The 13426-nt window shown below is 61.0% G+C and carries 15 protein-coding genes; 10 read left to right on the forward strand and 5 right to left on the reverse strand.

The window, feature by feature from the left end; all coding sequences use genetic code 11:
• Positions 1-35: 35 nt before the first annotated feature.
• Positions 36-446 carry a PaaI family thioesterase gene (locus tag BM297_RS09005; RefSeq protein WP_092430435.1) on the reverse strand — a complete coding sequence of 137 codons (411 nt, stop codon included), beginning with the start codon at positions 444-446 and terminating at the stop codon, positions 36-38.
• A 586-nt stretch (positions 447-1032) separates the two neighbouring features.
• On the opposite strand from BM297_RS09005, the gene BM297_RS09010 reads away from it, so the two are divergent.
• From BM297_RS09010 to BM297_RS09045, 8 genes are all read left to right on the forward strand, one after another.
• On the forward strand, positions 1033-1962 hold the full coding sequence (locus BM297_RS09010; protein WP_092430437.1) for a catechol 2,3-dioxygenase: 930 nt from the start codon (positions 1033-1035) through the stop codon (positions 1960-1962).
• Between the two features lie 11 nt (positions 1963-1973).
• Positions 1974-2264, forward strand: a complete 291-nt coding sequence (locus BM297_RS09015; RefSeq protein ID WP_175526623.1) for a phenol hydroxylase subunit — start codon at positions 1974-1976, stop codon at positions 2262-2264.
• Positions 2265-2325: 61 nt separating this feature from the next.
• Positions 2326-3318 carry a ferritin family protein gene (locus BM297_RS09020; RefSeq protein ID WP_092430439.1) on the forward strand — a complete coding sequence of 331 codons (993 nt, stop codon included), beginning with the start codon at positions 2326-2328 and terminating at the stop codon, positions 3316-3318.
• Between the two features lie 11 nt (positions 3319-3329).
• Positions 3330-3599, forward strand: coding sequence for an MmoB/DmpM family protein (locus tag BM297_RS09025; protein WP_090311120.1), 270 nt, complete (start codon positions 3330-3332; stop codon positions 3597-3599).
• Between the two features lie 14 nt (positions 3600-3613).
• On the forward strand, positions 3614-5137 hold the full coding sequence (locus BM297_RS09030) for a YHS domain-containing protein (RefSeq protein WP_092430841.1): 1524 nt from the start codon (positions 3614-3616) through the stop codon (positions 5135-5137).
• A gap of 67 nt (positions 5138-5204) precedes the next feature.
• A complete protein-coding gene (locus tag BM297_RS09035) occupies positions 5205-5561 on the forward strand; it encodes a phenol hydroxylase subunit P4 (protein WP_092430441.1) in 357 nt (118 codons plus the stop codon).
• A 14-nt stretch (positions 5562-5575) separates the two neighbouring features.
• Entirely contained in the window at positions 5576-6634 is a 1059-nt protein-coding gene (locus tag BM297_RS09040; RefSeq protein WP_092430443.1) for an NADH:ubiquinone reductase (Na(+)-transporting) subunit F, read from the forward strand.
• A gap of 75 nt (positions 6635-6709) precedes the next feature.
• Positions 6710-7123 carry a GFA family protein gene (locus BM297_RS09045; protein WP_092430445.1) on the forward strand — a complete coding sequence of 138 codons (414 nt, stop codon included), beginning with the start codon at positions 6710-6712 and terminating at the stop codon, positions 7121-7123.
• Positions 7124-7204: 81 nt separating this feature from the next.
• Here the strand turns inward: BM297_RS09045 and BM297_RS09050 are convergent, their stop codons facing one another.
• Both BM297_RS09050 and BM297_RS09055 read right to left on the reverse strand, forming a co-directional pair.
• Complete coding sequence (locus tag BM297_RS09050; protein WP_092430447.1) at positions 7205-7690, reverse strand: DUF2442 domain-containing protein; 486 nt, start codon at positions 7688-7690, stop codon at positions 7205-7207.
• Positions 7691-7693: 3 nt separating this feature from the next.
• Positions 7694-7927 (reverse strand): DUF4160 domain-containing protein, encoded by a 234-nt coding sequence (locus BM297_RS09055; protein ID WP_092430449.1) that lies wholly within the window; start codon positions 7925-7927, stop codon positions 7694-7696.
• Positions 7928-8072: 145 nt separating this feature from the next.
• On the opposite strand from BM297_RS09055, the gene BM297_RS09060 reads away from it, so the two are divergent.
• On the forward strand, positions 8073-8318 hold the full coding sequence (locus BM297_RS09060; protein ID WP_092430451.1) for a type II toxin-antitoxin system Phd/YefM family antitoxin: 246 nt from the start codon (positions 8073-8075) through the stop codon (positions 8316-8318).
• A gap of 191 nt (positions 8319-8509) precedes the next feature.
• On the opposite strand, the gene BM297_RS09065 is transcribed toward BM297_RS09060, so the two are convergent.
• Both BM297_RS09065 and BM297_RS21550 read right to left on the reverse strand, forming a co-directional pair.
• Positions 8510-9238: an alpha/beta fold hydrolase gene (locus tag BM297_RS09065; protein WP_092430453.1), complete on the reverse strand. Its 729-nt coding sequence runs from the start codon at positions 9236-9238 to the stop codon at positions 8510-8512.
• Positions 9239-9482: 244 nt separating this feature from the next.
• Entirely contained in the window at positions 9483-11789 is a 2307-nt protein-coding gene (locus tag BM297_RS21550; protein ID WP_139231043.1) for an ATP-binding protein, read from the reverse strand.
• Positions 11790-11907: 118 nt separating this feature from the next.
• Here BM297_RS21550 and BM297_RS09070 point away from each other — a divergent pair, with 118 nt between their 5' ends.
• The gene (locus tag BM297_RS09070; protein ID WP_092430455.1) at positions 11908-13368 is read left to right on the forward strand and encodes a 2-hydroxymuconic semialdehyde dehydrogenase; all 1461 of its coding nucleotides are present in this window, start codon (positions 11908-11910) and stop codon (positions 13366-13368) included.
• The last annotated feature ends 58 nt before the right edge of the window (positions 13369-13426 follow it).

Below are 13426 nucleotides of genomic sequence, written 5' to 3' on the forward strand. Positions count from 1 at the left end.
ACGCGCCTTTCCGGCACCGGAAAGGCGCCAGTCCATTACCCCCGGCGCGGCGGGATGGAGTAGGTGCCGACCACATGCGCCACCGCGTCCTCGCAGCCTTGCGAATACAGATAGACCTCGCCGACCACCAGCGACCGGCCGACCTTGATCAGCTTGCAGACCCCGACGATGCTCCGCTCCGCCGACGGCTTGCGCAGGAAGTTGGCGGTCAGACTGGTGGTGACCGCCATCGCCACCATGCCGACCTCGCCGAGTATCGCCACGTACAGGGCGACATCGGCGATGCTCATCAGCACCGGCCCGGACACCGTGCCGCCGGGGCGCAGCTCGTCGTGACCGATCCGGTGCGACACCGTGGCGCCGCCATTGCCGACTTCCTCCACCATGCATTTGGTCTGCGGAAACTCGGCGGCGATGAATGCGGCGATTTCTTCTTTGCTGGCCATGACTGTCCTCCCTGAAATCCGATAGGAAACCGAAGCTACTACAGGGTAGGAGGATCGGCCAGCGGACCGGCAGGGCAAGTGCATGTCAATCCGTGTAGGGGCGAATTTATTCGCCTGACCAGGCCGCGCTGGCGAATGAATTCGCCCCTACAGAACAGGTACGTTCCTGGAGTGACCAAAACGTACAGTGCGCGCCGTGCGGTGCTCGTGGCCAGCGGCTGACGCCGCAAGCGTCCCCCTTTCTGCGGGGCGTCCTCTCCGAATCGTGGGTTTGCCTACCTTCCTTCGCGCGCTCCCGGTGTTTTCCGATCTCGCCCCCCGCCAAGCGCCTGCTGCCGCCAGTTCTTTTGTGCACTGCACCTTTACGTTTTTGTAAGGCGCCAGGGGCCTGCGGACAAAAGCGTCATGCGCAGAGTTGGCCAAGCACCCCGTTATTTTCTAATAAATCCTTTAAAAACAATCACTTAAATAAGTTGGCACTGTCCCTGCAATGTATCTGGCGTCCATAGCAAGACCGTCTGCCCGGACAGCATCACCAACCGGACAGACAACCAAACCGCATCAAGCCAAATAATGGAGACAACAAATGGCGATAACAGGTGTGCTGCGGCCGGGCCATGCCCAGGTTCGCGTGCTGAATCTCGAGGAAAGCGTCCGCTTCTACCGCGACGTGCTGGGCCTGGTGGAAACCGGGCGCGATGCGCAGGGCCGCGTCTACTTCAAGTGCTGGGACGAGCGCGACCACCACAGCTACGTGATCCGCGAGGCCGACGAAGCCGGCATCGACTTCTTCGGCTTCAAGGTGCTCGACAAGGCCACCCTCGAGCAACTGGATGCCGACCTGCAGGCCTACGGCCTGACCACCGCCCGCATCCCGGCCGGCGACCTGCTGGAAACCGGCGAGCGCGTGCGCTTCGAACTGCCCTCCGGCCACCTGATCGAGCTGTACGCCGAGAAGACCGCAGTCGGCAACGGCGCCGGCCTGGTCAATCCGGCGCCGTGGACCCAGGCTCGCGAGCATGGCATCGGCCCGGTGCGTCTCGATCACACCCTGCTGTACGGGCCGAACGTCGCCGAGGTGCAGAAGATCTTCACCGAGGTACTGGGCTTCTACCTGGTCGAGCGCGTGCTCACTCCGGACGGTGAGGGCAACGCCGCGATCTGGCTGTCCTGCTCGCACAAGGTCCACGACATCGCCTTCGCCGAATACCCCGAGCCGGGCAAGCTGCACCACTGCTCGTTCCTGATGGAGAGCTGGGAGCAGGTGCTGCGCGCCGGCGACATCATGTCGATGAACCTGGTCAACGTCGACATCGGCCCGACCCGCCACGGCGTCACCCGCGGCTGCACCATCTACGCCTGGGACCCCTCCGGCAACCGCTTCGAGACCTTCATGGGCGGCTACCAGCCGTACCCGGACTACGAGCCGATCACCTGGACCTTCGACAACTTCGGCCAGGGGCTGGACTACCCGCAGCGCAAGCTGCACGAAACCTTCCTCACCGTAGTGACCTGAGGAGAGTGGCCATGACTCGTCCCGAGCAGCCGGTGGAAATGGTGCCGGCCACCCTCGACACCCGCAAACGCTGGGTTCGTGTGACCGGCGAGCGAGCCGGCGGCTTCATCGAGTTCGACTTCGCCATCGGCGAGCCCGACCTGATCGTCGAGATGATCCTCAGCCCCGAGGCCTTCGCCGAATTCTGCGCGCAGAACCAGGTGGAAGTGCTGCAGCCGCGGGAGCCGGGAAGCGCGACGGACGAGCCGAGCGACTGGAACTGGAGTCTCGCCGACGCCACCCAGACCCGCTTCAAAGCCTGAGCAACGACAAGAACAACAAGAACGGCGCTGCGTCCCGCGCAGCGCCGGCAGGAGAACGCACATGCAAATCGACCTTCGCACGGTGAGCATCCAGCCGCTGCGCAACACCTACGACCACCTGGCCCGCCGCTTCGGCGACAAGCCCGCCTCGCGCTACCAGGAAGGCAGCTACGACATCCAGGCCACCGAGAACCTGCACTATCGTCCGACCTGGGACCCCGAGCAGGAGCTGTACGACACCAAGATCACCAAGATCGTCATGCAGGACTGGTACGCCCTCAAGGACCCGCGCCAGTTCTACTACAGCACCTACACCCTGGCCCGCGCCCGCCAGCAGGACAGCATGGAGGCCAACTTCAGCTTCGTCGAAAGCCGCGGCCTGGCCGACCTGCTGCCTGCCGAGCTGCGCCAGCTCGCCCTCGACGTGCTGATCCCCCTGCGCCACGCCGCCTGGGGCGCCAACCAGCACAACACCTTCATCTGCGGCTACGGCTACGCTGCCACCTTCACCCAGCCGTGCATCTACCACGCCATGGACAACCTGGGCATCGCCCAGTACCTGTCGCGCCTGGGCCTGCTGCTCGGCGGCACCGAGGCGCTGGACGCCGGCAAGGCCGCTTGGCTCGACGGCGAGGCCTGGCAGCCGCTGCGCCGCTATGTCGAGGACTGCCTGGCGCTGCGTGATCCGTTCGAACTGTTCGTGGCGCAGAACGTCGCCCTCGACGGCCTGCTCTATCCGCTGGTCTACGAGCGCATCGTCGACGACTACCTGTCGAGCAAGGGCGGCTCCACCGTGGCCATGCTCACCCAGTTCATGAGCGACTGGTTCGACGAAACCAGGAAGTGGGTGGACGCCGTGCTCAAGGTCGCCGCCGGCGAGTCGGAGCACAACCGCGCGCAACTGCAGGAGTGGACCGCGGCCTGGAAGGACCGCGCCGCCGCCGCCGTGCTGCCGGTGGTTGAGCAGGTATTCGGCGCCGAAGCCGACGACCTGGTCAGCGAACAAGTGGCCGCCTTCAAGGCGCGCATCGAAAAAACCGGCATCGCGCTCTGAGAGGCTCACCCATGTCCACCGTATTCATTGCCCTGCAAGCCAACGAAGAAACCCGCCCGATCATCGAAGCGATCGAGCTCGACAACCCCCAGGCGGTGGTCAACCGCGAACCGGCGATGGTCAAGATCAACGCGCCCGGCCGACTGGTGATCCGCAAGGACACCATCGAGGAGCAGCTCGGCCGCAGCTATGACCTGCAGGAACTGCAGATCAATCTGATCACGCTGTCCGGTAACGTCGACGAAGACGAAGACACCCTGACCCTGACCTGGAACGAGTGAGCGAGGACTCCGCCATGGACATGAAAGCTGCCAACAAGAAGCTGAGCCTGAAAGACAAGTACAAGCTGTTCACCCGCGATCTGGGCTGGGAGCCAACTTATCGCACCAAGGAGGAAGTGTTCCCCTACGTGCAGTATGAAGGCATCAAGATCCACGACTGGGACAAGTGGGAAGACCCCTTCCGCCTGACCATGGACTCCTACTGGAAGTACCAGGCCGAGAAGGAGCGCAAGTTCTACGCCATCATAGATGCCCATGCGCAGAACAACGGCCACCTGCAGATCACCGACGCCCGCTACCTGTCGGCGCTGAAGATATTCCTGCAGGCCATCAGCCCCGGCGAGTACAGCGCCCACAAAGGCTTCGCCCGCGTCGGTCGCGAGTTCCCTGGTGTCGGCACCCAGGTCGCCTGCCAGATGCAGGCCATCGACGAGATCCGCCACGCGCAGACGCAGATCCACGCGCTGTCCAACTACAACAAGTTCTACAACGGCTTCCACGCCTTCGCCGAGCATCGTGACCGTATCTGGTACACCTCGGTGGCCCGCTCGTTCTTCGACGACGCCATGGCCGCCGGCCCGTTCGAGTTCATGATTGCCATCGGTTTCAGCTTCGAATACGTGCTGACCAACCTGCTGTTCGTGCCGTTCATGTCCGGCGCCGCCTACAACGGCGACATGGCCACCGTCACCTTCGGCTTCTCGTCGCAGTCCGACGAGGCGCGGCACATGACCCTGGGCCTCGAGTGCATCAAGTTCATGCTCGAGCAGGATCCGGACAACCTGCCGATCGTCCAGGGCTGGATCGACAAGTGGTTCTGGCGCGGTTTCCGCGTGCTGGGCCTGGTCAGCACCATGATGGACTACATGCTGCCCAAGCGCGTGATGAGCTGGCGCGAGGCTTGGAACATCTACGGCGTGGAGAACGGCGGCGCGTTGTTCAAGGACCTGGCCCGCTACGGCATCCGTCCGCCGAAGGGCTGGGATCAGGCCGAGGAAGCGGTGGACCACATTTCCCACCAGTTCATGCTGGCGCTGTACCAGTGGAAGTTCGGCACCGCCTTCCACGTGTGGATCCCGTCCGACGAGGACATGGACTGGCTGTCGAAGAAGTATCCGACCACCTTCGACAAGTACTACCGTCCGCGTTGGGAGCACATCAAGAAGCACGAAGCCGCCACCGGCGCGCCGTTCAACAACTTCGGCCTGTCCAAGCTGTGCCAGTGCTGCCAGCTGCCCACCGTGTTCACCGAGCCCGGCGACCCGACCATGACCTGCCATCGCGAGTCGGTCTACAAGGGCGAGAAGTACCACTTCTGCTCCGACGGCTGTAAGGACATCTTCGACAACGAGCCGGAGAAGTACATCCAGGCCTGGCTGCCGATGCCGGCGCTGATGCGCGATCCGGTCGATGGCGACCTGGGTGCCTGGATGGACTGGGCCTTCCTCAAAAATGGCCAGGACAACGGCGACTACGTCACTTCCCAGGACCGCCAGAACTTCGAGCAGTGGCGCGCCCAGGCCACCTCCAACCAGTAACGCCCGACGGCGTGGCCGGGGTTCGCTCCGGCCACTGCCCGCGAACAAAATAAGAAGGAAGATCAAAATGGCCGTCGTTTCCCGCAAAGAATACATAGGCGTTTCCCGTGACGCGCTGGAGAACTACAAGGGCAAGCAGCTGCTGTTCATCAGCTGGGACCACCACCTGCTGATCTGCGCGCCCATCATGCTTCGCGCCGACCCGCAAACCACCCTCGGCGAACTGATCGACCAGCAGCTGCAACCGCTGCTGCAGGCTGACCCGGACGCCGCCGCCATTGACTGGAACACGGTCCAGTGGCTCAAGGGCAACCAGCCGTGGGTGCCGGACTATGCCGCCAGCCTGGAGGCCAACGGCATCGGCCACAAGGAACAGCTGCGCATGCGCACCCCGGGCCTGAACAGCCTGGTTCCGGTGAACTGAGAGGAGGGCGCGCCATGAGCTACGAACTGACCATTGAGCCGCTTGGCCAGACCATCGAGATCGAGGAAGGTCAGACCATCCTCGACGCCGCGCTGCGCGCCGGCATCTACCTGCCACACGCCTGCGGCCATGGCCTATGCGCCACCTGCAAGGTGCAGGTCACCGACGGCGAGATCGAGCAGGGCGAAGCCTCCACCTTCGCCCTGATGGACTTCGAGCGCGAGGAGCAGAAGTGCCTCGCGTGCTGCGCCACCGCGCAGGGCGACATCACCATCGAAGCCGAGATCGAAGAAGATCCGGATTCGCTGAGCCTGCCGGTACGCGACTATTACGGCACCGTCAGCCGTATCGAATCGCTGACGCCGACCATCAAGGGTCTCTGGATCAAGCTCGAAGACGCCGAAGGCATGCAGTTCCAGGCCGGCCAGTACGTCAACCTGATGCTGCCGGACGGCATCGGCAGCCGGGCGTTCTCCATCGCCAGCGTGCCGGGCGCCGACGAGCTGGAACTGAACATCCGCGTCGTGCCCGGCGGGCGCGGTACCCTCTACGTGCACGAGCAGATGAAGGTGGGTGAGCGGGTACACCTGACCGGTCCCTACGGACGCTTCTTCGTGAAGAAGTCCGCCGACGTGCCGGTGATCTTCATGGCCGGCGGCTCCGGCCTGTCCAGCCCGCGCTCGATGATCCTCGACCTGCTGGCCGAAGGCTTCGCCAAGCCGATCACCCTGATCTACGGCCAGCGCAACCTGAGCGAGCTGTACTACCACGACGAGTTCCTCGCCCTGGCCGAGCAGCACCCCAACTTCAAGTACGTGCCGGCGCTGTCTCACGAGGCGGAAGGCAGCGACTGGCAGGGCTTCCGCGGCTTCGTCCACGAGGCGGCCAAGGAGTACTTCGCCAACGACTTCCGCGGCCACAAGGCCTACCTGTGCGGTCCGCCGCTGATGATCGACTCCTGCATCACCACCCTGATGCAGGGCCGCCTGTTCGAGCGCGACATCTACACCGAGAAGTTCATCTCGGCGGCCGATGCGCAGCAGGTGCGTAGCCCGTTGTTCAAGGCGATCTGACTGAGCAGCCCTTGCACGCGGCCGCACACGGGCGGCCGCGTGCTTTTTTCATGGTCACAGCAGGGAAGAAACAGCATGAGTGAAAAGCAATTGTCCGGCGGCTGCGCCTGCGGTGCAGTACGCTACGAAACTGCGGCCGAGCCTGTCATCGTGGCCCACTGCCATTGCCGCGACTGCCAGCGCGCCAGCGGTGCCGCCATGTCAACCGTGTTCGCCGTACCCCGCGCCGCCTTCCGCTGCAAGGGGCCGACCAGCACCTACGCCACTCCCGGCGACAGCGGCAATCCGGTGGTCCGCCACTTCTGCGCCGACTGCGGCTCGCCGCTGTTCTCCGACGTGAGCGTGCTGCCCGACCTGCAGTTCGTCCGCGCCGCCAGCCTCGACGACCCGGCCGCCGTCAGCCCCACCATGCACATCTACTGCGACAGCGCCCAGCCGTGGGGCAAGCCCCTGGACGACCTGCCGCATTTTGCGAAGATGCCTTCCTGAGCAGCCCCCGATTCCTTGTGATCGCAAGGATTCGGGGGATTTCATCGCTCGAATGGAGAAAATCCGTGCGTACGCACGGATTCAGCAGGAGGCGCGGCGCGCCTTCTTGCCTTCGGCCTTGGCGGCCATTAGCTGGTGTTCGTACTCCCAGCCTTTGCAGGCCAGAGCCACATGCTTGGGGATCAACGCCGTGCCGCTGCTGTAAGCGGTGATGGTGCGCCGGCTAAAGCCCAGCTCGATGGCAGCCGTGCTCAGGGAGAGCTTGTTGGCGGTCAGCCACTGCTTGAAGGCCTGGGTTGGCATCACCTCGCCGGCCTGCTCCAGTGCCAGGCGGTGCAGGGTGGTGGCGGCCAATTCGAGGTCGTCGCCCCAGGTCACATCGAAGCCCCATTCGCCGACCCGGGCCTGACGGAACAGCTCCAGGTCTTCCAGCGGCTTGAGCACCGGAAAGCTGCGAATGTGCTCGGCCAGCCGGACGGTGTAGCACTTGCCGTTACTGAACTCGACCTGCAGGGCATGCTTGCCGGCAACGGGCTTCACGCTGTGGATACGGACTTTGCTGGTCATGGTCTAGTTCCTCCGGTTCTGCTCGTCCCATACCTGCTGCAGCTCAGCGGCATGTTGCGATGCCCACGCCAGGGCGGCCTTGAGGGCCTTGGGCTCGGCGCCTTTGCCGAGCACCTTGAGCCCATCAATCTCCACCAGTGACTCGCCGTCCGGTGTTTGCACATGGAAGTGCGGCGGCGCATGGTCGTCCGGGTAGATCTTGATCTTCCAGTTGCGGTCGCTGTGTACGGTGGCCATGGCTTGGATGCTAGGGAAATTTTTTCCCTAGCACAAGTGTGCCTTGGCTAATTGATCACGCAGCATCCGGACCAGCGGCAGCCTGCCGCCTTGCCTCCTTTCAGCTAAAAAGACCAATATAAAGACCTGAAAAGGAGTCCTAACCATGCAAAGCGTACTGGCCGACAAGGCCGTCAGCGTGTCCGAGCTGAAGAAGAATCCCTCCGCGGTGATCAGCGGCGCCAATGGCGGGCCGGTGGCGGTACTGAACCACAACCGGGTGATGGGCTACATGGTGCCGGCCGAGATGTTCGAGGCGATGATCGAGCGCCTGGAAGACCTGGAGCTGGCTGAAATCGCCCGCGCCCGTGCCGGTGAACAGCCCGTGCCGGTGAGCTTGGATGACCTATAGCCTGTTCCTACCGTCTGCGCTGCTCCTGACCTCGGCCAGCCGTTGCCACCCTGCTACTGGCTGAAAGCGGGCCAGCGACAGTCGGTCGAGCGCGGCCTGAAAATCCTTGCGAGCGCAAGGATTCCGAGGCATTTCAGCCCGCGAACGCCGAAAATCCCTGCGCTCGCACGGATTCCGCCTTGTCTGCAGAATCAGGCACGCAACTGGCCGACAATCGACTCGAACATGCAGTCGGCGGCCGAGCGGCCATCGTGCAGAGGATTGCAGAACAGCGCGCAGGCATTGGCATGGTTGGTGTCCAGCGCCTCATCGATGTCCGGCTCGCCGGCGACATGCCACTTGCGTCCCAGCTGCGCCACCAGATCGGAAGCATTCGACCGCCCCGGCTCGGCGCGCACGTTGATCCAGAAATGACTGCGCGGCGCCGGCCGGTGGTAGGGAATCCGCGAACCCAGCCGCACCAGCAGACCCGAACCCACTGGGTCCAACGTCACCAGCATCTCCACCCGATAGCCCCATTCGCTAAGCCGCTGCGACAGATGTGCACCGCTCCAGGCGCCGAGGCTGTGACCGACGATATAGATGGGCGTGGTCTTGTCGTGGATCTCGGCCGCCACCAGCCGGCCGATGGCGGTCGCGCTCCACACCTCGTGATAGCCCAGGTAGAGCGACTGGTAGCCGTCCGCCTGCCCGGCTTCCTCGATGCGCTGGTCGAACGGTTCCTGCGCGCAGCAGATGTTGCGGTAGGGGCCGGCGAGGTAATAGGGCTTCTTGTCACCGGCGCCGCCGATGAAGAGGGCTACCGCACGGTGCTCAGGGCGCAGCGTGGCTCCGGGGCCTTGATCCTTGGCAGCAGAGGTCAGCGTCGGGACGGTACGCGACTCACTGGCGCCGCTGGGATTAAGGCCTGTGCTCCCCACTGTGGATCCTCCCCAGACGTTTTATGTGCTATGCCAAGCGTGGCGCAGCACAAACGGCAAGATAAGACCGATGATAGCCCCACCGGGCATGGCTCAGCGTGAGGCGATCTCGTGGGCCTGGGCCGTTGCCGCGGGACGTTGGCTTGATGCTGTAGGTGCGTCAGAAGACTGGAAAATAAATCTGCCCATTTTTTGCTCGATTCTCCCCATACATTTCATTCGCATGTGTCATGCGTGGTTCGATTCAGCCAGCATTCTGCCTAAATTTAACTAGACGGAGAGCATCTCTCATTCGGGAAAATCTCTCATAGATAAGGTTAAATCCTTCGGTGTCTAGCATTGACTTTAGCTGGTGATCATTATTGTGTCGCACTAGGTGTGCGTCCGTAAAGGCACTTTTAATGTTTGATGTGCGCTCTGTCTTTTCCATGGCGGGCCCAGACCAATTGATGTCATTGTAGTGCTTCTCGAAGAGTATTTCATAATCGCCCCAGTTGAGCGAGTCTAGAACTGCTCCGACGCCCGCAATGCTGCCTAGATCTATAAGGTCTTGCCTGCTCATGGCTCTATTTTTAGCGTCAGAAGGGACTGCGTTAACCACGCGAAGGACTGCCTCTTCTGGTGTGTTGTCTCTTTCAAGATCCATCCGCAATCTAATTCGGACTGCCTGCTCTATGGCTTCTACTACGTCCTTAAGTTGCTTTTTTTGCTCGGTAAACTCAGTGGCAACGGGGCGTTGTAGTGCATCTTTTACTAGTGAGAGAGATATTTTTGGTAGCTCTGATTTGAACTCTAGAAGTCCATATCGCTCAAGATGATATGCATATGTTTCCCTGAAGATATCATCCCCCCATAAATCGGAGTATGTTTTTGAGCCGCCCTGTGCAATATCTCGAAGCAGTCTCTCCTCGTCTGGCGCGACACGAGCGAGATGTTCCAAAAACCATGCTACTTGGTTAAATAAATCACGTTTCTTTTTTTTGAATGCGCGGTCGACATCTCTGGCTGTTACTTTTATCCGCTCGGCACGATTCAGTGCGTTCTCGTGCACTGCAGAGCCAAGCCGCCTGATGAGTAAAGGGTGACCGCCTACGAAATTATATGAGGCTTCGAGGGCGGTCGGATCAAAATCCAGTCCCATGCGACGACCTAGTCCAATAAGGAGTGAGTCTGCCTCCGGTTTTGTCATTGGGCCAAGATAAATCCGTTGAGTCTCATAAAGGGGATTCGCTTGTCCTAGCAAAGAACCTTGTTCTACTCCGGATGGGTTTACTCCTCCAAGCACATACACTAGCTCTTCGGGTGATTCGAGGCTTCGCTTGATTCCTTGCAGGGCATTCCAGAAATCAAAAAAGTCAGTTCTCCAATGTCCGGAATCAGTGAGGTGAGGGTAGAAGTGATCGCACTCATCTAGAAATAGAACTAGCTGGACAGAGTCGCGATCAGTTTCGTTCTTTAGTGCTTTGGCTGCCTTGAGTAATGAGATTATATCCCTTTCAAATGCAATCGCGAGATTTCGTGTTCCTGCTTCTTTCTTCTCAATGGACTTTCTCAGACGCTCTGCTTTGGGGTGGACCTTGGAGCCTAATTTTGCGGCGAGTCTTTGCAGCTTGAGCTGCCATGCTGAAATCGCATCCTGCGCCGCATCCCACCACCTACCACTTTTTAGTCTGGTGGAGTTTCCTATCAGTGATGCCGTTACGCTAATAGAAGAGTCATCTTGCTCTATGAGATTTTCAAGTCGCCCGAGGACGGAGCTTTTTCCTATTTTGCGAAGTCCGAAAATTGCAATTGGCGATCCGAATATAATTTTTGCGTGTAGCTCATTCACTATGACCTCACGGCCAAAAAATTCTGAAGGGTCACGAACCGGCTCTGACTCTGCAAAGAAATCGCGCCGCCATAGAGAGCCGCTGAGGATCTTGTACAACTGGTCTGCTGCCGTTGTCTCGCATCTCTCAAGAGTTTTCAATACTATAACAGTTGATTTATTTTTTTGTGCCCATGCGGCACTAAATGCATCGGCTCTTGGGGCGTTAGAAGCAACAAATCTAGTGCTAAGGTCTAGTCGGTCAACTACCGCGCTGGGTGGGTCTTGCTTAAGAGTGCGCTGGTGGAAATCATCGGGATAGCCATTTCCGATAACGAAGTACTCGTGAGTTAATCCGAAGTGTTCCGCAATTGCTGGGGATGGCTTGATTACTGCAAGCCAAAGATTTTGGCCAGTTTCACGAAACCAGTTAATCTGAAAGCAGGATGATAGTAATTCGAGAAAAGGGACTGCTGTCTCTTGGGTTGTCTGACGTGCAGCTTCAAATTGAGGTTCTGCATCAGGATGAAAATTGATCGCCATCTTGTATCCCTTCGGGGCGTTTGCGCTTCTGTTATTGATGTGACTAATTAATAAATTATCTACTTTTTTGATTAAAACTTCAATGCCAAGGGTGGTTGCAGAGATAGAGTGCGTGTCTTGTCTGTGGCTTCGTTCTGCTGAATCAATAAAGGTCTTTTGCAATCCCATCAATACCTGTAAGGTATTGATGGGGAACAAATAAAGTATTATCCGGTATGGAGATCCATCCCTATCCTCACTCCCAAGGCCCAGCCCCTCCGACCACCACCCCGGTCGCCCAGGCTGGCCACCCCCAGAACAACAACGCGGAGTGACCATGCGCAAGATTGAGAACTTCATCGCCGGCGAGTACGTCGCCGCTGCCAGCGGCAAGCGTTTCGACAAGCGTTCGCCGCTCGACAACCGCGTGATCGCTTCGATCAGCGAGGCCGGCCGTCCCGAGGTGGATGCGGCGGTCAAGGCCGCGCGTGGCGCGCTCAACGGTGAGTGGGGCGGGTTGACTACCGATCAGCGCGTCGAGCTGCTGTACGGCGTGGCCAACGAGATCACCCGCCGTTTCGACGATTTCGTCGAGGCCGAAATGGCCGACACCGGCCAGCCCTCGCACGTGATGAAGCATGTGTTCATCCCGCGCGGCGCGGCGAACTTCAAGGTGTTCGCCGACGTGATCAAGAACGTGCCCAGCGAATCATTCCAGATGGCCACCCCGGACGGTCGCGGCGCGCTCAACTATTCCATGCGCGTGCCCAAGGGCGTGGTTGGTGTGATCTGCCCGTGGAACGCGCCGTTCATGCTGATGACCTGGAAGGTCGGCCCGGCGCTGGCTTGCGGCAACACCGTGATCGTCAAGCCGTCCGAGGAGTCGCCGCAGACCGCCGCGCTGCTCGGCGAGGTGATGAACTCCGTGGGCATCCCCAAGGGTGTCTACAACGTGGTGCACGGCTTCGGTCCGGATTCGGCTGGTGAGTTCCTCACCCAGCATCCGGGCGTCAACGCCATCACCTTCACCGGCGAGACCCGCACCGGGGCGGCGATCATGAAGGCCGCCTCGGAAGGCATGCGCGACGTGTCCTTCGAGCTGGGCGGCAAGAACGCCGGCATCGTGTTCGCCGACGCCGATTTCGACGCGGCGGTGGACGGCATCTTCCGCTCCGCCTTCCTCAACTCCGGGCAGGTGTGCCTGGGCACCGAGCGCGTCTACGTCGAGCGGCCGATCTTCGAGCGCTTCGTGCAGGCGCTGAAGGTCAAGGCCGAGGGCGTCAAGTTCGGTCGCCCGGACGATCACAACGCCAACTACGGCCCGCTGATCAGCCAGGAGCACCGCGACAAGGTGCTGTCCTACTACCGCAAGGCGGTGGAAGAGGGCGCCACCGTGGTCACCGGCGGCGGTGTGCCGGAGATGCCGGGCGAGCTGGCCGAAGGCGCCTGGGTGCAGCCGACCATCTGGACCGGCCTGGCGGACGACGCGGCAGTGGTGCGCGAGGAAATCTTCGGCCCGTGCTGCCACATCCGTCCGTTCGATAGCGAGAACGAAGTGGTCGCGCTGGCCAACGACAACGTCTACGGCCTGTCCACCACCATCTGGACCAACGACCTGGCCCGCGCCCACCGCATGGCTGCGCGCGTCGAGGTGGGCATCACCTGGATCAACAGCTGGTTCCTGCGTGACCTGCGTACCCCGTTCGGCGGCTCCAAGCAGTCCGGCATCGGCCGCGAGGGCGGTGTGCACTCGCTGGAGTTCTACACCGAGACGCGCAACGTCTGCGTGAAGCTGTAAGCCGCGCCAAGGGCCTGTAGGGGCGAATTCATTCGCCAAGAGATCGCGTAAAGGCGAA

The sequence above is a fragment of the Geopseudomonas sagittaria genome (assembly GCF_900115715.1).
Lineage (GTDB): Bacteria > Pseudomonadota > Gammaproteobacteria > Pseudomonadales > Pseudomonadaceae > Geopseudomonas > Geopseudomonas sagittaria.